This is a genomic window from Sphingopyxis sp., assembly GCF_016704835.1.
Lineage (GTDB): Bacteria > Pseudomonadota > Alphaproteobacteria > Sphingomonadales > Sphingomonadaceae > Sphingopyxis.
The window spans coordinates 1-18438 of record NZ_JADIZJ010000005.1 but is presented as its reverse complement, the minus strand read 5'-3'; the positions used below and the strand labels follow the sequence as shown (position 1 = coordinate 18438).

General features: G+C 62.4%; 18 protein-coding genes and 2 pseudogenes. 10 read left to right on the top strand and 10 right to left on the bottom strand.

Annotation, left to right across the window (positions count from 1 at the left end; genetic code table 11):
- Window positions 1-108: 108 nt before the first annotated feature.
- The 8 genes and pseudogenes from IPF76_RS09710 to IPF76_RS09680 all read right to left on the bottom strand — a co-directional run bounded on the left by IPF76_RS09710 (window position 109) and on the right by IPF76_RS09680 (window position 7503).
- On the bottom strand, window positions 109-600 hold the full coding sequence (locus tag IPF76_RS09710; protein ID WP_293842974.1) for a hypothetical protein: 492 nt from the start codon (window positions 598-600) through the stop codon (window positions 109-111).
- A complete protein-coding gene (gene polA / locus IPF76_RS09705) occupies window positions 597-3410 on the bottom strand; it encodes a DNA polymerase I (protein ID WP_293842972.1) in 2814 nt (937 codons plus the stop codon). The genes IPF76_RS09710 and polA overlap by 4 nt, the downstream gene beginning before the upstream one ends.
- A complete protein-coding gene (locus IPF76_RS09700; RefSeq protein WP_293842970.1) occupies window positions 3379-3687 on the bottom strand; it encodes a hypothetical protein in 309 nt (102 codons plus the stop codon). Before IPF76_RS09700 ends, polA begins: the two co-directional genes overlap by 32 nt.
- Window positions 3688-3872: 185 nt before the next feature.
- The gene (purT, locus tag IPF76_RS09695) at window positions 3873-5057 is read right to left on the bottom strand and encodes a formate-dependent phosphoribosylglycinamide formyltransferase (RefSeq protein WP_293842968.1); all 1185 of its coding nucleotides are present in this window, start codon (window positions 5055-5057) and stop codon (window positions 3873-3875) included.
- Window positions 5054-5545, bottom strand: a complete 492-nt coding sequence (locus IPF76_RS09690; protein ID WP_293842966.1) for a GFA family protein — start codon at window positions 5543-5545, stop codon at window positions 5054-5056. The genes purT and IPF76_RS09690 overlap by 4 nt, the downstream gene beginning before the upstream one ends.
- Before the next feature lie 374 nt (window positions 5546-5919).
- Window positions 5920-7134: a type II toxin-antitoxin system HipA family toxin gene (locus tag IPF76_RS09685; protein WP_293842964.1), complete on the bottom strand. Its 1215-nt coding sequence runs from the start codon at window positions 7132-7134 to the stop codon at window positions 5920-5922.
- 20 nt (window positions 7135-7154) lie between these two features.
- A pseudogene (locus IPF76_RS20795) lies at window positions 7155-7253 on the bottom strand (hypothetical protein); the annotation flags it as partial.
- A gap of 1 nt (window position 7254) precedes the next feature.
- On the bottom strand, window positions 7255-7503 hold the full coding sequence (locus tag IPF76_RS09680; protein ID WP_293842962.1) for a helix-turn-helix transcriptional regulator: 249 nt from the start codon (window positions 7501-7503) through the stop codon (window positions 7255-7257).
- Window positions 7504-8090: 587 nt separating this feature from the next.
- On the opposite strand from IPF76_RS09680, the gene IPF76_RS09675 reads away from it, so the two are divergent.
- Together IPF76_RS09675 and IPF76_RS09670 are read left to right on the top strand one after the other, a co-directional pair.
- Window positions 8091-8834: a glycoside hydrolase family 6 protein gene (locus IPF76_RS09675; RefSeq protein WP_293842960.1), complete on the top strand. Its 744-nt coding sequence runs from the start codon at window positions 8091-8093 to the stop codon at window positions 8832-8834.
- A gap of 4 nt (window positions 8835-8838) precedes the next feature.
- The gene (locus IPF76_RS09670) at window positions 8839-9201 is read left to right on the top strand and encodes a glycoside hydrolase family 6 protein (RefSeq protein ID WP_293842958.1); all 363 of its coding nucleotides are present in this window, start codon (window positions 8839-8841) and stop codon (window positions 9199-9201) included.
- A gap of 23 nt (window positions 9202-9224) precedes the next feature.
- Here the strand turns inward: IPF76_RS09670 and IPF76_RS09665 are convergent, their stop codons facing one another.
- Together IPF76_RS09665 and IPF76_RS09660 are read right to left on the bottom strand one after the other, a co-directional pair.
- The gene (locus IPF76_RS09665; RefSeq protein ID WP_293842956.1) at window positions 9225-9359 is read right to left on the bottom strand and encodes a hypothetical protein; all 135 of its coding nucleotides are present in this window, start codon (window positions 9357-9359) and stop codon (window positions 9225-9227) included.
- Complete coding sequence (locus IPF76_RS09660) at window positions 9301-9903, bottom strand: LacI family DNA-binding transcriptional regulator (protein WP_293842954.1); 603 nt, start codon at window positions 9901-9903, stop codon at window positions 9301-9303. Before IPF76_RS09660 ends, IPF76_RS09665 begins: the two co-directional genes overlap by 59 nt.
- A gap of 212 nt (window positions 9904-10115) precedes the next feature.
- On the opposite strand from IPF76_RS09660, the gene IPF76_RS09655 reads away from it, so the two are divergent.
- The 8 genes and pseudogenes from IPF76_RS09655 to IPF76_RS09615 form a co-directional block, all read left to right on the top strand.
- Window positions 10116-11003, top strand: coding sequence for a glycoside hydrolase family 3 N-terminal domain-containing protein (locus IPF76_RS09655; RefSeq protein WP_366499447.1), 888 nt, complete (start codon window positions 10116-10118; stop codon window positions 11001-11003).
- Window positions 11003-11938: a glycoside hydrolase family 3 N-terminal domain-containing protein gene (locus tag IPF76_RS09645; protein ID WP_366499445.1), complete on the top strand. Its 936-nt coding sequence runs from the start codon at window positions 11003-11005 to the stop codon at window positions 11936-11938. The genes IPF76_RS09655 and IPF76_RS09645 overlap by 1 nt, the downstream gene beginning before the upstream one ends.
- Window positions 11898-12623 carry a putative glycoside hydrolase gene (locus IPF76_RS09640; RefSeq protein WP_293842952.1) on the top strand — a complete coding sequence of 242 codons (726 nt, stop codon included), beginning with the start codon at window positions 11898-11900 and terminating at the stop codon, window positions 12621-12623. The genes IPF76_RS09645 and IPF76_RS09640 overlap by 41 nt, the downstream gene beginning before the upstream one ends.
- A 23-nt stretch (window positions 12624-12646) precedes the next feature.
- Window positions 12647-13042 (top strand): hypothetical protein, encoded by a 396-nt coding sequence (locus IPF76_RS09635; RefSeq protein WP_293842950.1) that lies wholly within the window; start codon window positions 12647-12649, stop codon window positions 13040-13042.
- Window positions 12934-15276, top strand: a complete 2343-nt coding sequence (locus IPF76_RS09630) for a TonB-dependent receptor (RefSeq protein ID WP_366499553.1) — start codon at window positions 12934-12936, stop codon at window positions 15274-15276. The genes IPF76_RS09635 and IPF76_RS09630 overlap by 109 nt, the downstream gene beginning before the upstream one ends.
- 125 nt (window positions 15277-15401) lie before the next feature.
- On the top strand, window positions 15402-16595 hold the full coding sequence (locus IPF76_RS09625; RefSeq protein ID WP_293842948.1) for an MFS transporter: 1194 nt from the start codon (window positions 15402-15404) through the stop codon (window positions 16593-16595).
- A 473-nt stretch (window positions 16596-17068) separates the two neighbouring features.
- Window positions 17069-17950 (top strand): annotated as a pseudogene (locus tag IPF76_RS09620) (site-specific integrase); the annotation flags it as partial.
- A 32-nt stretch (window positions 17951-17982) separates the two neighbouring features.
- The coding region (locus IPF76_RS09615; protein ID WP_293842946.1) for a transposase zinc-binding domain-containing protein at window positions 17983-18438 on the top strand (456 nt) is incomplete at its 3' end.

Here is an 18438-nt window from a genome sequence, read left to right as displayed (position 1 = left end):
GTTGCTGGCTGTCACATAATCGCCAGCCGAATGTCATCGGGCTGTCATAGAGCGAAAGTCGCGGGCGCGAAAGGGTAGGGTCGTCGCCGCAGCGTTCCGGAACGTCGGTCAGTCCTGCCAGGGGCCGATTTCGCCGACGTCGCCGATGGTGCGAAAGCGGACCGCATCATCGACCCATGCCACTTCCCACATCGGCGCGGGACGCGCCCATTCGCCGATCACGAATAGCGGCATCCGGCTCGCGGCGACGAAGGCGAGATCGTTGGCGGATGGGCCGGGGACGGGGGTTTCGTAGCGCTGGCGCAGGCGGACGACCGCGAGCGTGCCTTTTGGCGGCGTCGGCAAGGTCTGGCGCGACGGAAAGCCTATACTGGTGGCAATGACCGGAAATCCCTTGTCGTCGCGCGCGACCAGCAGCACCTTGTCAGCGCTCGCGATCGGACCGCCGACCGGACGTCCGGCAACTTTGCGACCGGCGATAGCGACAAATTCGCGCAGTTCGGTGTCGGCAATTGGCGCCATAACAGACGTAGCGGGCACGGGGCGCGCGGTGACGGGCTCGGCAGCAAGGGCCGCGATGATCAGCAGCGACGCGATCAATGCGCTTCGCCCCAGCTCTTGCCGATGCCGATTTCAACCTCGAGGGGAACCGACAGCGTCAGCACCGGTTCGGCGGCGCCCATCATCACCGTGCGGATCACCGCGCCGGCCGCCTCGGCTTTGTCCGCCGGGGCTTCGAACACCAGTTCGTCGTGGACCTGAAGCAGCATCTTGACGCCAGACAGGCCGGCGGCGGCGAGCGCCGCGGGCATCCGTGCCATCGCGCGTTTGATCAGGTCGGCACTGGTGCCCTGGATCGGTGCGTTGATCGCGGCGCGTTCGCTCCCGGCGCGTTCGTTCTGGTTGGCCGCCTTGATCCGCGGGAACCAGGTTTTGCGCCCGAACAGCGTCTCTGTATGGCCCTTGGCCCGCACGCTTTCGAGCGTGTCGGTGATATAATCCGAAATGCCCGGAAAGCGTTCAAAATAGCGCGCGATCAGCGCCTGTGCCTCATCCGGCGTGATCTCGAGCCGTCCCGCGAGCCCCCAACGCGAAATGCCATAGAGAATCGAGAAATTGACCGTCTTGGCCTTGCCGCGGGTGTCGCGGTTGCTCTCGCCGAACAATTCGATCGCGGTCGCCGCGTGGATGTCCTGCCCCTGCGCGAACGCCTCTTTCAGTTCGGGGACATTGGCCATATGCGCCGCCAGCCGCAGCTCGATCTGGCTATAATCGGCGGCGATCAGCACATGGCCTGGCGCCGCGATGAACGCATCACGGATCTGGCGGCCGGTTTCGGTGCGGATCGGGATGTTCTGGAGGTTCGGGTCGGTCGACGACAGCCGCCCGGTCTGCGCGCCGACCAGGCTGTAGCTGGTATGGACGCGGCCGGTCGTAGGATTGATCTGCTGCTGCAGGGCGTCGGTATAGGTCGATTTCAGCTTGGCGAGCTGGCGCCATTCCAGAATTTTTCGCGCGATCGGTACCCCGTCGCGCTCGAGCCGTTCGAGCTCGTTTTGGTCGGTTGACCAGTCCCCCGACTTGCCCTTGCGCCCGCCTTTCAGCCCTAGCTTGTCGAACAGGATTTCGCCGAGCTGCTTGGGACTGCCGATAGCGAACGGCTGGCCCGCGAGCGCGTGAATCTCGCCCTCGATCCGCAGCATTTCGGTTGCAAATTCGCCCGATAGCCTTGCCAGATAGTCGCGGTTGACCATGATCCCCGCGCGCTCCATGCCTTCGACGATGGCGGCCAAAGGACGGTCGACCATCTCGTAAACGCGCGTTCCGCCTTCGATCGGCAGCCGCAGCTTGAGCAATTTCCACAGCCGCAGCGCGACATCGGCATCCTCGGCGGCATATTCGGTCGCGCGGTCGAGTTGGACCTCGGCAAAGCTGATCTGCGATTTTCCCGTCCCGCACATGTCTTTGAACGTCAGGCAGGTGTGATCGAGGTGGAGCTTGGCGAGCTCGTCGAGCCCGTGCTGGTGCTTGCCGGCATCGAGCGCAAAGCTCATCACCAGCGTGTCGTCATAGGGCGCGATAGTGATGCCATGCTGCGCCAGCACGCCGATGTCATATTTCAGATTATGCCCGACCTTGAGCACCGCATCGTCGGCGAACAGATCGCGCAGCCGGTCGAGCGCCGCGTCCAGAGCAATCTGCTCGGGCTTTTCGGCAAACATGTCGGTCCCGCCATGGCCGAGCGGGATGTAGCAGGCTTTTCCCGGAGCGGTCGCGAGACTGACGCCGACCAGCCGTCCCGTCACGCTGTCGAGGCTGGCGGTTTCCGTATCGACCGCGACGACATGCGCGGCGCGCGCTGCAGCGATCCAGCGATCGAGCGCGTCGAGCGTCGTCACCGTCTCATAGAGCGACCGGTCGATCGCGGGCATCGGCGGCAGCGCCGGGGTCGAGGGTCCGGCATCAGGCACTGCAACAGGGCCTGTTCCGGTGCGCGGCAGCGTCGGCGGTCCACCCGGTGTCGCGCCAAGGTCGAGCTTCGCCGACAGCGAACGGAAGCCATGTTCGTCGAGAAAGGTCTTGAGCGGCAGCGGCGGGATCGCCCCGAGCTTGAGGTCCTCAAGCGCATCGGGCAACGGGCAGTCGCGCTTGAGCTCGACGAGGATCCGCGACAGCCGCGCCATGTCGGCATGCTCGATCAGATTGTCGCGCAGCTTCGATGCCTTCATGGCGTCGGCGCCAGCCAGTACCGTGTTCAGGTCGCCATATTCGACGATCAGCTTGGTCGCGGTCTTCGGCCCGACGCCGCGGACGCCGGGAACATTGTCGACGCTGTCGCCCATCAGCGCGAGGACGTCGCCGACCAGATCGGGGGTCACCCCGAACTTTTCGTTCACCGCGTCGATGCCCATCCGGACATTCTTCATCGTGTCGAGCATGTCGACGTGCGGGCCATCACCGGGTTCGCGGATCAGCTGCATCAGATCCTTGTCCGACGATACGATCGTGACATCCCACCCGGCGGCGACCGCGGCCTCGGTATAGCTGGCGATCAGGTCGTCGGCCTCGAACCCTTCAGTCTCGATGCACGGAAGCGAAAAGGCGCGCGTCGCATCGCGGATCAGCGGGAATTGCGGTCGCAGATCTTCGGGCGGTTCGGGTCGGTTCGCCTTATACTGGTCGTAAATGTCGTTGCGAAAAGACTTGCTGCTGTGATCAAGAATGACCGCCAGGTGCGTCGGCCCGTCGGCGTCGTGCAGATCCTTGGCAAGTTTCCACAGCATCGTCGTGTAGCCATAGACTGCCCCGACCGGTACCCCCTTGGGGTTCGTCAGCGGCGGCAGACGGTGATAGGCGCGGAAGATGTAGCTGGAGCCATCAACCAGATAGAGATGATTCTTTTCGGACATGGCGGGGATGTAGCAGCGGCGGTGCGGCGGGCCTAGGGCGCTGTTCCACTGCTGCGGTTCTGGTCGGTTGTCGTTCGAGAATGATGTCGCGAACGGCAACGAGGACGCCGTTGCCATTGTCGCGTAGCGTGACGATCCCGCTGCCCCCGCGTAATTCCTGGTTGCGGCGATATCCGATGGTGACGCCAAACTCGCCGACAAAGACGACATCGTCGATGTAATAGCGGGGCGGTCCGGATTCGCCTATCATCAGATGAATATGCGCCTGCCCCGCCATATCCGGAAAGGGTGCCGGCCTGACCGCGTGAAAGCTGTGACGACCGTCGGCATCGGTTTTGGCCCATCCGCGCAGTCGCCCATGCCGGCGGCTCCTTGTGGCACGAATTCTGGCTTTCTGACCGCTTCGTCCGGCGCCGGATGCTGTTGGATGGGTGAGCCGCGGCGGGGGCGGCATGTCGATCGTTATGATTTGCGATAGTCGATGACGAGCTTCGCCGCAGCGGCGACCGCTGCCGCCCGTGCCTGGTCGGTGGTCGCGCCAGCAACGCGGGCAAGCGTGACGCCCATGCGCCGATACGGGCGCGTCACGGGTTTGCCGAAAATGCGCACGTCAACCGAGGTTTTGGCATCGGGCTGCACCAGCGCATCGGCGAGACCGGTGATCTTAAAATCCGCAGCGTCTCGGTCCGCCAGTAACACCGCACTTGCACATGCATCGGGCACGACGATCGCGGGGATCGGCAGGCCCAGGATCGCCCGCGCATGGAGGTCGAATTCGGACAGGGACTGCGAGATCAGCGTCACCATGCCGGTGTCGTGCGGGCGCGGGCTCAGTTCGGAGAAGATGACCGCGTCGCCCTTGACGAAAAACTCGACGCCGAAAATCCCATGGCCGCCAAGGGCGTCGACGACCTTCGTCGCCATCTCCTGCGCCGCTTTGAGCGCGGCATCCGACATCGCTGCGGGCTGCCAGCTCTCGCGATAGTCGCCGCGTTCCTGGCGATGGCCGATCGGCGGGCAAAAGGTCACGCCATCCTTGTGCCGCACGGTCAGCAGCGTAATCTCATAGTCGAAATCGATAAACGCCTCGGCAATCACGCGCAGCCGGTCGCCGCGCATTCCGGCGGCGGCATAATCCCACGCCGCGTCGATGTCGCCCGCGTCCTTGACCGTGCTCTGGCCTTTGCCCGATGACGACATCACGGGTTTGACCACCAGCGGAAAGCCGATGCGCGCCGCCGCCGCGTGCAACGCTTCGCGCGTTTCGGCATATTCGAACGTCGAGGTGGTGAGGCCAAGTTCGCTGGCAGCAAGGTCGCGTATTGCGTCGCGGTTCATTGTCAGCTGCGCGGCGCGTGCAGAAGGCACGACATGGAAGCCCGCCGCCTCGACATCGGCGAGCACTTCGGTGCGGATCGCTTCGACCTCGGGGACGATATGGTCGGGGCGGTGTTTCTCGATTGTCGCGCGCAGCGCGTCGCCGTCGAGCATGGAGAACACCTCGAAGCCATCGGCGAACTGCATCGCGGGAGCGCCTTCATAGCTGTCGCAGGCGATCACGCGGCACCCGAGCCGCTTCGCCGAAATCACGAATTCGCGGCCCAGTTCGCCCGAGCCGAGAAGGAGGATCGTGGCGGTGGGGATCATAGGGGCCAGCTTTCGGTGTCTTGGTCGGGGTGTTGGTGGTTGCTCGCCTGGATCGCGGCGACATAGGCGCTCATCGTTTCTTCGGTGGTGCCTTCGGACTTTATGGAAAGGCCTTCGAACGCAGGCAAGCGTCCCTCGAGACCGTACTGGACCTGCGGCGGAAACTGCGCCGGGTCGTCAAACGATCCGGTGGTCAGGTTGATGTGCTTGCTTTCAAAATAATCGTAGAGCAGCGGCGTACCGCAGTCGCGGCAAAACCCGCGCGCCGCCTTGTCCGAACTGTTGAAGGTCGCAGGCTGGCCGCGCGTCCAGGTGATCGCATCTCGCGGAACACCGATCAGCGCCGCGAAAAAATTGCCCGCCGCTTTTTGACACATCCGGCAATGGCAGATGTGCGACGTGTCGAGCAACGCGGTGACATGGTACCGCACCGCACCGCATTGGCAGCCGCCAGATGCTTCGACATCAAGCCGGTTGGGGCTGCCCATGATGCTTCACTCCCACTCGATTGTCTGCCAACATAATAAGCGACTGTTTTTCTATCCCAAAAATGTCTTTTTCGCTTTGCGACGCCGCTCCCGATGCGGCCAAAAAAGGCTGTTGCTTCTGTTGGTATTATTTGACCCTTCTCGGAACCGGATTTCCAGATCAATCGCTACCTTTTGCCCCATTGATCGCACTGGTTTCCCATCAAGTGTTATCTAAGCTGTCAAGGCCTCGCTTCGAAAATACCGTCAGAACCAGTGCCTGGCCATTCACCGGGCTCGGGAAATGCCGTTAGTAAGCCGGTACCAAATTGCCGACAATGCTCACGAACATCGCCCGGTGTGATTTCGGTGAGCAGGCGGCAGGCGAACCGCTATTATTCGAGCGCGTTTGCGAGGCGCGGCAGACGTTCCGCAATGGCACTGGCGACGCTGTCATGGATTTCGCGGGCGAAATCCTTTGGCATGCGACCCAGCGCTCGCCCGGCGGCGCCCGGCGCCTTGGCCAAGACTTCTTCGACCATGGCGCGGATCTGGGCTTTGCCGAACCCCGCCTCGCGCCCCGTTTCGACAAAATGCCGCCCCGCAATATCGAGTATCCTGTATTTGCGGTTGGTGCCGACCGACATCGCAAGCTTGTAGCGATTGGTCGGGATCTGCTTCTTGTCGAAGGCCGGCTGAGCCGAGAGCACATCGTAAAAGGGCGTCAGGGCAAAGCCGCCGCCGGGCCGCAGGTAGATGCTGAAATTCTTTCCATGTCCGTCGGTGGCGCCGATCAGCCAGAAAATGATCTGGCTTTTGAAGAAGTCGGCCCGGTCCTTTGCCGGTTCGTCGCTCGCGGCGAGCAATTTCAGAATGTCGACCGCGCTTGGCCCGTTCTGGTGTCCGATGACGGTCGATTGATATTTGCGCGCCGGGGGAATTCCGAGCGCCTGGCAGCAATCCTCCTGAGGGAGGCGCAGAAGCTCTTGCTCGCCCCGCCATTGCCGATCGAAGCGCTCGACGACCAGGACGCGCCGTTTTCCAAAGGTTGCGATGCGTGACCGGGCAACGGTGAGGCCAAAACTCTCGAGTAGGGTCAGGCAATAATGTTCATTGTCGACACTCGCGGCCATGTCGATGACGCCGCTCGAGGTCGGTATTTCGCCAATCTGGGGCTTGAGAATATGCGTCGTCGGCGTGGATCCCGTCGGGATCATCCATCGCTCCTGGAAATGAAGAAGTGCCGTCTTTTCCTGAGCGCCCGCAATCGAAATACGAAACTCATGCTCCGGATCGATGCCGAGCGGTACGCTGCCTAGATTGGCGAGCATCGTCTCGATCGATTTGTCGCTAATTGGCTCGCCATGGATGCTGTGATCGCCGCTTCGTTCCTCGCTCTGCGGCAAAAATCGCATCGCGCCGACGCAGTCGCGGCCGATCTGTTCGAGCAGGCCATAGGCGTCGTTGCCCGCGGCGCCGGTGCGTTCGGCCACGCGTTTTCGTATATTGGGATTGTCGGGGAGCAGGTTTTCGAAGACCGCGACGACCGGCGCGCCGATAGATGGTGCTGCGCAAAGGAAGAGAGCGAAATCGCGAAGCGATGCCGCCATTCGAGCCAGCTTTCATCGTAACGAAAGCGGATCGCGCCGCTCGTCTCTTTTTCCAATTGGCCGACAAGCCGCCCGTTGATCAGGATATCGAGCGGGATATGGGTCTTTTGGCGCGCCATGTCAGAAGATGTCGGCGATATCGGGGCTGGCTTTGGAGCGCTTGCTCATTTCCATGTTCAGATCGAGCGCGGCAAGCACAAGGAGAAGCGTTTCCAGCTTCGTGCCTTTATTGCCTTGTTCGATGCTCGAAATGGTTTTCTGGTGCTTGCCGATCATCTCGGCAAGTTGTTGCTGCGAGATGCCGGCGCGCAGGCGTGCCTCCTGGATATGGGCGCCCAATTGGGTGGCGGTGCGGATCATCTGGTTCATGTCGTATCTCCGCAAGCATTCATACCCTCTAAGGTATAAACATGCAATATACCTTCTAGGGTATAGCTTACGATTATACCCTGCAAGGTTTAACATCACATTATACCCTTCAGGGTATTTCGTCGCGCGACAAGCATCCCTCTGACCTCACTGATGATCGCCGTGAAATGACCGTAAGACCGATCGTTAAGGAGCTACACTTTCTGAAATTGAACGGGAAATTGCCAATTTTGACAAGATCTCAAATTCGAAGACAATCGGCCACAATTGAGCGTCGCATTCTCATAATCGAGACTATGACCGTTTTAGGCTCATCGATAAACACCATCAGTGATCTGAATCCTCCCAAATATCTCTATCATGCAACGTCCGCTTCGCGCCTCATTTCGGCTTGGAATTGGAAATCTTTGCTTGTTCCGAGGCGGGGTTTCGCGCGATGATCGCGTTAGGGGTTGTCGACCGGTTCGAGTGATGGGCAGGCCGCCTGTGGAGGACTCATGAACGGCTTGGCTCTCGGGCTTGCTTTTGCTCTCGCATCGATAGGCGCAGCGGCGTCGGCTGAGACGCCTCGCAGCGCGGACATTTTTGTGGACCCGGATAGCACGACATTGCAAGCCGCGGCGCGGCTGGAGGGTCAATCGCGGCACGACGCCCTTTTATTGTCACGCATCGCTTCGGCGTCATGGTTCGCCGGTCAGACGCCCGACATGGTGGAAGCCAAGGTTCGCGACATCGTCGATCGTGCTACGGCCGCGGGGCAGGTTCCGGTTCTTGTTGCTTACAATATTCCCTTCCGGGACTGTGCGCTCTATTCGGCCGGCGGCGCGTCCAATGGCGCGGCTTATCTTGCGTGGATCAAGGGTTTCGCCGCCGGCATCGGCGAGCGCAACGCCATCGTCATTCTCGAACCCGACGGCCTTGGCATCATACCTTGGCACCGCACGCTCGATGGGACAGTCGAATCTTGCCAGCCCGCTGGACAGGACAGCCGTGCGGCTGATGCGCGTTATGAACAATTGCGCGGCGCGGTCGCGATCCTTGTCGGCTTGCCCAATACGCGCGTGTATCTCGATGGAACCGGCAGCATCTGGCTTGCCCCTGGCGAAGCCGTAAATCGCCTGATCAAAGCCGACGTCGCTCGAACCACGGGCTTTTTTCTCAACGTCTCGAATTTTGAAAGCGACGCGCGCGTTGTTCCTGTGCGCGCTGGGTCAGCGACTGCATCACCCTTGTCACGCGCGGCGCCCTCGACCCGCGCGACTGTCCCAGCCAATATGCGCCTGCGGATTTCAGGATCATGCGACATGGGGGGCGACCGACGCAGCGTTTGACCGTTTGTTCGAACGGACCGGGCTGCGGCGCGATCCCGCATCGCAAAAACATGCGGTGATCGATACCAGCCGCAACGGCAGGGGATCGTGGCACCCGCCGATCGGCAAATATTCGGATGCGGAAGTCTGGTGCAATCCGCCGGACCGCGGATTGGGCCGCCGACCGACGCTCGAGAGTGGCAATCCCTATGTCGATGCATTTCTGTGGATCAAGATACCGGGCGAGTCCGACGGAGAATGCCATCGCGGCCGCGGTGGTCCGGCGGACCCTGAGCGCAGCCTCACCGCACCGGCTGCGGGATCCTGGTTTGCTCAGCAGGCGCGCGAACTGATCGAATTTGCCAACCCGCCGATGACCGAGGATTGATCTGCGGGCTGCCGCGAGATGGACTATCCTGTCGAGGCGGGCGGGGCGGTCGAACCGCGAACGAGCAATTCGTGCAGATGATCGCGGCGGCGCGGCGCGTCAGCATCGGTGTCCCCGTCGAGCATCGCAATGAGCCGGTTTGCCGCGTCCCACGCCATTTCGCGCACGGGTTGATGGACGGTGGTGAGCGGCGGCCTCGCCCAAGATGATGCCGACGCGGCGATGCCCGAGCGACAGCATATGCGCGGCGACGGTATGACCCGCAGCGACCTCGTCCATCGCCACGACCAGCCCGCGGTCGAGATCGCTGTGCGGGGTGATGCGGGCATACGGAAGCCTCTGCCGTTCGAGCATGTCGAGCAGCACCGGCTGGTCGCACGCGGGCGGTGCCAGCAGGACGCCGTCGAGCCCGGCGCGCAGGAGCAGCTTGCCAAGCTCTTCAGGGCGACTGGCGACATGGTTGAACGGAAGGACGATAAGGCGATAGCGTTCATTTTCGAGACGGCCGAGCGCACCGTTCTGCAGTTCAACGACATAGCTGGGGCTGGGACGTTCGTATGTCAGGCCGATCAGATACGAGCGCCGTGCGATCAGGCTCTGCGCGGCAAGATTGGGATGATAGTCGAGTGCAGCCGCGGCTTCCTTGACCTTGCGGCGCACCGCTTCGCTGACATGGGGGGCATCATTAAGTGCACGCGACACGGTCTTGGGGGTGACCCCCGCGACCCGCGCAATATCGACGATCGTTGATCGTTTCGAAATTTCCCTCTCCGATCAAGCAGGTAGCTCGCTTTGCGGCTTTGCTGCCGCGTCCCATGCTTTCCCTTTAGCGCCTCTATTGACTTTTGTCGAGAATCGACGGTAAACGTTGACCGTCAAAACGGTAAACGTTGACATAAAATGGGGAGAGGGAATTGAGTCTGTCACGTACGGCTGTCCTGGCGCTGGGAGCGACGTCGATCTTCGCGGTCGTTTCACCCAATCTTATTCAACGCGCCGCCGCCCAAACGGCTGGCGCAGCAATGGACGCGCGGGCGACACCTGAAAACTGGCCCGCACGCGCCGCGACGGTTGTTGCGGATCCGGCGGTAGAGCGCCGGGTTGACGCGCTGCTGGCTGCGATGTCGATCGAACAGAAGGTCGGACAGATTATCCAGGCCGACATCGCCAGTGTCACGCCCGATGAGGTCTATCGCTATCATCTGGGCTCGGTGCTCAATGGCGGCAATTCGGATCCGGGTGGCCGCTATAACGCGCCAGCAAAGGATTGGCTGGCCGCCGCGGACGCCTTTTACGCCGCGTCGATGAAGCGCCATGGCAAGCTACCCCGGATCCCGGTGATCTGGGGAAGCGACGCGGTCCACGGCCATAACAATGTCGTCGGTGCGACGCTGTTTCCGCACAATATCGGGCTCGGCGCGGCGCGTAATCCCGATCTCATCCGGCGGATCGGCGCCGCAACGGCGATCGAGATGCGCGTCACCGGGCTCGACTGGACCTTTGCGCCGACGTTGGCCGTTGTCCGCGACGACCGTTGGGGCCGCACTTATGAGGGCTTCGGCGAGGCGCCCGAAATCGCAACCAGCTATGCCGCGCCGCTGATCGAAGGCTTGCAGGGCAAAATCGGCGACAAGGAGTGGCTGCGCGGGCCGCATATCATTGCCACCGCAAAACATTTCCTGGGCGACGGCGGCACCAGCGGCGGCAAGGATCAGGGCGACGCCGTCATGCCCGAAGCGCGCTCCGCGACCTGTTCAGCCCGCCCTATCTCCCCGCGCTCGACGCGGGCGTGCAGTCGGTGATGATTAGCTTCTCGAGTTGGAACGGCGTCAAAATGCATGGGCATCAGTCGCTGATGACCGGTGTAATGAAGGACCGCTGGAATTTCGACGGTTTCCTCGTCGGCGACTGGAACGGCCATGGCCAGGTCGTAGGCTGCACCGCCACCGATTGTCCGCAATCGGTGATCGCCGGGCTGGACATGTATATGGCGCCCGACAGCTGGAAAAACCTGTACCGCACCACGCTCGCCCACGCGCAGAACGGAACGCTGCCGATGGCACGGCTCGATGATGCGGTGCGCCGTGTCCTGCGCGTCAAGGTGCGCGCCGGACTGTTCGAATCGCGAAAGCCGTCGTCGCGGCCCTATGGCGGCCGGTTCGAACTGCTCGGGAGTAAAGAGCACCGCGCAGTGGCACGCGAGGCGGTGCGCGAATCGCTCGTGCTCCTTAAAAACGCTGGCGGATTGCTGCCGCTCAAGGCGGGTGGCCGGATATTGGTGGCGGGCGACGGTGCCGATAATCTGACCAAGCAGACCGGCGGCTGGACGCTCAGCTGGCAGGGTACCGGCACCAAGCGCAGCGATTTTCCCAATGCCCAGTCGATCTGGGAAGGGATCGACGAGGCGGTCAAGGCCGCCGGTGGCACAGCAACGCTCTCGGTCGATGGGCGCTATGCATGCAAGCCGGACGTCGCCATCGTCGTGTTTGGCGAGGATCCCTATGCCGAGTTCAGGGCGACCGTCCCGACGTCGGCTATGATGACGTCAAAAACCTGGCTTTGCTGCGTTCGCTCAAAGCGGCGGGCGTGCCAACGGTTGCGGTGTTCCTGTCGGGGCGCGCCATGTGGGTCAATCCCTTCTGAACACGTCGGATGCGTTCGTTGCCGCTTGGCTGCCGGGATCCGAAGGCGGCGGCGTGGCGGACATCTTGTTCGGCAAGGCCGATTTCCGCGGTAAGCTGCCCTACAGCTGGCCTCGGTCGAGCGACCAGACCGCGGTCAATATCGGCGACGCCAACTATGATCCGCTGTTTGCTTATGGCTTCGGCCTGAGTTTCGCCGACAAGGGCGATCTCTCACCGCTAACCGAAGAGCGCGCAAGTGCTGCGATTGCCGACCCCGGCACCCTGTTCGCGGCCGGAAAGCCTGGAAGCGGTCGCCGCCTGTTGTTGGGTGCTCCGGACGCACTTTCGACCAATCCCGGCCCGCAATTGATCGAGGCGCGCCCAGCCGACCGCGCAGCGCAGGAGGATTCGGTCCGTCTTCGCTGGACGGGGGCAGGGCATGCTGTTGCGACAATTGCCCAGGACACGCCCGCCGATCTGACGCGCCAGACCAACGGTGATCTCGCGCTGGAACTTGAGATCAAGGTCAACGCGGCCCCGTCTGCCGACGTCAGCCTTTTGATGGGATGCGGCACGAACTGTGCGGGGGGCATCCCGGTGCGCAGCCTGCTCACCGAAGCGGCGAAGTTGGACAAATGGACGCGCATCGCGGTCCCGCTGCGCTGCTTCGAAAAGTCCGGGGTCGACATGGCCCGCGTTGAAACGCCGCTGACTTTCGCGACCGCCGGAAGTCTCGACATCACTTTATCCTCGGCGCGTATCGTCTCGCCGTCGGGCCCGCAACTTGCATGCAAATAAGAAGACAAATTAGGGAGGACGTTATGAACAAGGGAATTTTAGGGCGTTCCGCGCTTTTCGTGCTGCTTTCCACCGTCGCAGCCATTCCGGCTTATGCGCAGGAGCCGGTGGCCACCGAAACGGCCGCCGAGGATCGCGACGAGGTCATCGTCGTCACCGCAAACCGCCGCGAGGAAAATCTGCAGGATGTGTCGGGCGTCGTCCAGACGCTCGGTGCCGACCAGCTCCGCCGCGACGGCATCAGCGAACTGCGCCAGTTGCAGGTCGCGATTCCCGCCTCAGCATTTCCAACCAGGAGGGCAATGTCGAAATCTTTATCCGCGGCGTCGGTTCGGCGAACAGCACCGAGCTCGGCGATCCCGGCGCGGCACCCCACCTCAACGGCACCTACATTCCGCGTCCGCGCGGACTGGGGCTGATGTTCTATGACCTTGAACGGGTCGAGGTGAACAAGGGACCGCAGGGCACGCTCTATGGCCGCAACGCGGTCGCGGGGACGCTCAACATCATCACCGCGAAACCGCGGCTCGGCGAATTTGGCGGCTATGCGCAGGCCGAGTTCGGCAATCGCTCGTCCTACGGCGCCGAAGGCGCGATCAATATCCCGCTCGGCGATACCTTTGCGCTACGCGCCGCGGGCTATTACATCAATCGCGACTTTGGTTTCAAAAATGTCTCGACCGGCGTGCTCGCCAGCGACTTGAAGCCCGCGGGACTCGAAGAGAATTACGCCGGCCGTCTGTCGCTGCTCTGGGAACCAAGCGACCAGCTCAGCATCTCGATCGTCGGCGACTATGGCAAGGAAACCGGCACTGGTTACCCGGGCGCGAACATCTTCAGCGCCGTTCAGGCGACCGGCCTCCGCCCCGATAAGCTCAACCTCAAAAATGTCGTCTATCGCGGCCTGCAGGGCGAAATGGAAAACGAGCTGTGGGGCGTGCAAGGCAAGATCAACTATGACTTCGGCACCTTCGGCGCCGAACTGACCGGGAGCTACCGCTCGGTCGACTTTTATCAGGTGAATGCGTCGAGCGAAGGCATCGACTATCCGGGCCGCGATCTGTCGGCGGTCCTGTATGACAATTATTCGGGCAACTTCTGGCAGACCAAGTCCAAAAGCCAGGTCTATGAGGCGCGGCTGTTTGCCAATGAGGATCAGCGCTTCCGCTGGAATCTCGGCGGCTTCTATTTCAATGAAGACCAGCAGGTCGGCTATCTCGCGCTCGCGGACCGGGGCTATTGCTGTTACTCGGGAACCGAGTTCACGATGCCCGACGTCAATGGCGAGAGCTATGCTTTCTATGCCGATGGCACGTTCGACGTCACCGACCGACTGCGCTTTCTCGGCGGCATTCGCTATACCGACGAGAAAAAGTCGCGTTATGGCATTGGCGGTAACTGGGCGCTGACGCTGGGCGGCGAAGATTTCGCCTGCTGCTTTGCGACCCGCCTCGGTACCGAAGGCTTCAAGCCCAACCTGCTCGATCGGCCCAACTTCGATGTCACCGGTATCAACACGCCGCAGGGTCTCGCACAATTCCTGATCGAAGGCATCAAGACCCCGGGACTACGCGATACGCTGATCCAGCAAATCGGCTCGATCGCCAACGGCACTAACCCGAATGGCACCTGCATCGACCGCCCCGACATCGACAATGGTTTCGTCAATTGCCCGGCGCTGAACCCGTCCAACACGAACGGCGGTTTCAGCTATGCCAATCTTACCATTCCGGGTCAGCAGGTCGGGAGTTCGAAATTCAACTTTGTCGACTGGCGCGCCGGTATCGAGTTCGACGTGAGCGACGACAACATGCTCTATGCGAAGGTCTCGACCGGTCACAAATCGGGCGGCTTCAACGACAGCTTCAACGGATCGACGATCCCCGAAACTTTCAGCCCCGAAAAACTGCTCGTTTATGAAATCGGCAGCCGCAACAGCTTCGACGCGTTCGGGCGGCGGGCGGTCCTGAACCTCACCGGCTTCTATTACGACTATTCGAACCAGGTGTTCCAGGATCTGACCTGTATCAATCTCGACAGCACGCAAACCCCGCCGGTCTGCAACGGCTATTCGCTGGTCAACCGCAACATTGGTGCGTCGCGCATCTATGGCGCCGAAGCCGAACTGCGCCTGAGCCTGCCGGGGAATTTCGGGCTCGATATCAACGCCGCCTATCTGGACACCAGGATCACGCGCGGCACCGTGGCCGATGCGCGCGCGCAGGATTTTGGCGCGGGCGGCAATTCTCCGCTCATCAGCCTGGTCGGCAACCGTCTGCCGCTGTCGTCGAAGATGAACGTCAGCGCGCGGCTGTCGCAGTGGTTCGACGTTGGACCGGGCCGCCTCGATTGGCAGGCGCTGCTCAACTACCGCTCGTCCTACTACCTCAGCCAGTTCAACGAGGATGATATCGTGTTCCTGAGCGGCGCGCGCCAGACGTCGCTGGCGGCGGGCTTCCCCGACCGGCAAAAGGGCTATGCGACGCTCAATCTGGGGATCGGTTACACGATCGACAATTTCCGCCTCGAAGCATGGGCGAGCAACTTCCTCAACGAAGAAGTCTCGCAAAAGGCGCTGGTCGGTTCGTCGCTGAACATCCGCTTCCTGAACGATGCGCGCAGCTATGGTTTGCGCGCGCGGGTGACCTTCTAAAAAAGGGGCAGCCGCCCGGACCGCGACATGGTCTGGGCGGCTGTATTATGCCGGTTGGTAACACTATGCAGGCTGTAGGTTGGCGATGGGCGGCGTGCCCGAGCGGAGGCTTGAAAGCATTGGCAGTGGACAATGGGGCCGGAGGAGCGACGCGGCAGCCGCTCGGCTTCCTGCTTCTTTATGCGCTCGCCTATGCGGGCGGCGTTACGGCCTACATCCCTTTTCTTATGCTCGTCCTGCCGGCGCGGATTACTAACCTCGCCGGCGCCGACGACATTGTCTGGCTGGGCTATATTGTGTTCGCGGGCGCGGTCGCTGCCAGTATCTCGGGTGTCCTGTCCGGATGGCTGAGCGACCGTACCAAAAGCCGCCGTCTATGGATCGCCGTTGGCATGATGGCGACGATCCTGCTCCAGCTTGCCATGACGCAATGCGAGAGCATCGGCGCCCTGCTCTGGCTGGTCGTGGCCTGGCAGCTGGCGCTCAACCTGATGCTCGTGCCGCTCATTGCATGGGCTGGCGACTTCGTTCCCGACACGCAGAAGGGGCTACTTGGCGGTCTGCTCTCGATTGCGCCCGCGCTGGGCGCATGGTCGGGCATCCTGGTCGCCGCCGGGGGAGTGGCCTCGTTCGAGGGCAAAGCCTTGATCATCGCGGCGATGACCGCTGCGCTGATGCTGCCGTTTCTGCTTCTGGGCCATCCGCGGCGCCTGCCAGCAGCACCGGGCGGGTCAGGCGGGAGCGAGGCAAAGCCGCCGCCGCTCAAATCGGCCGCGGCTCGCATGTGGGTCGCCCGTCTCCTGATGCAAATTTCCGGCGCGGCGCTCGCCAGTTATCTCTATTTCTGGCTCCGCGCGCTCGACCCGGCGATGGGGGATGGCGAGAAGACCCTGTTGTTCGCGGGCGGCCTGTCGGCGTCGATCGTCGTCGCGCTGTTCCTCGGCCGCTGGTCGGACAGACATGGTCACCCTTTTGCGGTCTTGTCCTTGATTTCGGCGCTCGCGGGTTTGGCACTAGCCACAATGGCGCTTGCCGACGATCCCGCGATGGCGAAGCTTGCCTATGTCCTGTTCGGAATCGCCGGTGCGACCTTTCTTGCGCTGCATGCCAGCCAGACGCTCCGCGTTCTGCGCAACCCCGCGCAGCGCGGGCTGGGCATCGGGCTGTTCAACCTGACCAACACCGCGCCGTCGCTTGTCATGCCCTGGATCGCCATCTCGGTGGTTCCGGGTTTCGGGTTCGGCAGGTTGTTTCTCGTGCTTGCGCTGCTCGCGCTGTGCGCTGCGGCGTTGCTGGCGACGATGCCGCGCGATGTTTGATGCACCAGTGACCTTGCGTGGGCGAGCAACGGTGCCGCACTGTCCAACCGGCAGGCAAGCGAGACTTTGTTCGGATTATCGGGCAGCCTGCCAGCGCTGTTCTAGGAAGGCATAGACATGGGAAATTGTACCGCAGGATAGCGCGATGGACGCGGCAGCCATAGAGATCGAACAGCGATCCGAAATCAGCTCTTACAGATTGCCATGCCAGAGCGGACCGTCGTCTAGCGGCCGGATTGAGCCGAATAGCAGTCGGTCTGAAACGCGCCTCATCTAAGTCATAGCCGGCCGCGAAACCGATGCCTTAGAGCTGCCGTTCGGGCCCTTCGGATCTTACCGGCAGGAACGCGCCTGATGCACTAACCCGCTTCGCGGGATGGGTTCATGGACTGACGTGGCGGGGCACGCAGGGACGTTGAGCTAGACCGACAGTAAGCAGATCATGGAGCTCCTTCAACGAAGAGGAGCACGCCATGACTACTGTAACGACCGACGCCCCGATCACCCCGCTTCGCGAACGCATGCAGCATGATATGATGATGCGCGGACTGGGTCGGCACACCCAGCAGGATTATATCCGCCACGTTCGACGCTTCGCCGCATTCCTTGAACGCCCGCCCGATACGGCAACGGAGGAGGATATTCGTCGCTTTCAGTTGTCCCAGCACGAGCGCGGCGTCAGCGCCTCGACCATCAACGGAGCGGTCTCGGCGTTGCGCTTTCTGTTCGCCGCGACCCTTGGACGGAAGGATCTGGCGCGAGCTCTGGTGATTATCCGCTACCGGCGCAAGCTACCCGACGTGCTGAGCGTCGAAGAAGCGGCGCAGCTGCTCGAGGCGGCGCCGGGGATCAAGTACAAGGCCGCACTCGGCGTTGCTTATGGCGCGGGATTGCGAGTGTCGGAGGTCGCTCACCTCAAGGTCGATGATATCGACAGCACCCGCATGCTGATCCGCGTCGAGCAAGGCAAGGGAGGCAAGGACCGCAATGCCATGCTCTCGCCGCAGCTGCTGGAGCTGCTCCGGATGTGGTGGCGCGAGGGCAAGCGGCGCAACGTCATGCTACCCCATGGCTGGCTGTTTCCGGGGCGCAGCTATACCGACCCGGTCTCGACGCGGCAGTTGCATCGCGCGGTCCAGGAAGCCGCAGAGGTAGCTGGCATCCGCAAGCGCGTCAGTCCGCACACATTGCGCCACAGCTTTGCGACGCACCTGCTTGAGCAGGACGTCGATATCCGCGTGATCCAGGTCCTGCTTGGCCACAGCAAGCTGGAGACGACCGCGCTTTACACCAAGGTATCCACGCGAACGATCCATGCCGTCGCCGGCCCGCTCGAGCGGCTGACCGCCCTGATGGCAGAACGAACGGCGTGCCGCCCGGCTGAGCCGTGCAGACCTCGCTCGAGGTCGCCGATATTTTCCGCGCCGCTGGTCCCGCCTATCGGGCCGCCCATGCCGGGCACCTCAGCCTCCAGCAGCTCAAGGTCATGTCGGCGATCGAGCAATGCCGGACCGCGGCGCTCGGCGGCCATATCGAGGCCTGCGAGGACTGCGGCCATTGGCGCATCGCCTACAACAGCTGCCGTAACCGTCACTGCCCCAAGTGCCAGAGCGCTGCGGCGCGCACATGGCTTGAAGCCCGCGAGGCCGACCTTCTCCCGGTCGGCTATTTCCACGTCGTCTTCACCTTGCCCGCCGAGGTCGCCGACATCGCGTTCCACAACAAGGCGGCCGTCTATGATCTCCTGTTCCGGGCGGCCTCGGCAACGATGCTGACCATCGCCGCCGACCCCAGGCATCTCGGCGCCCGGATCGGCATCACCGCTGTGCTGCACACATGGGGA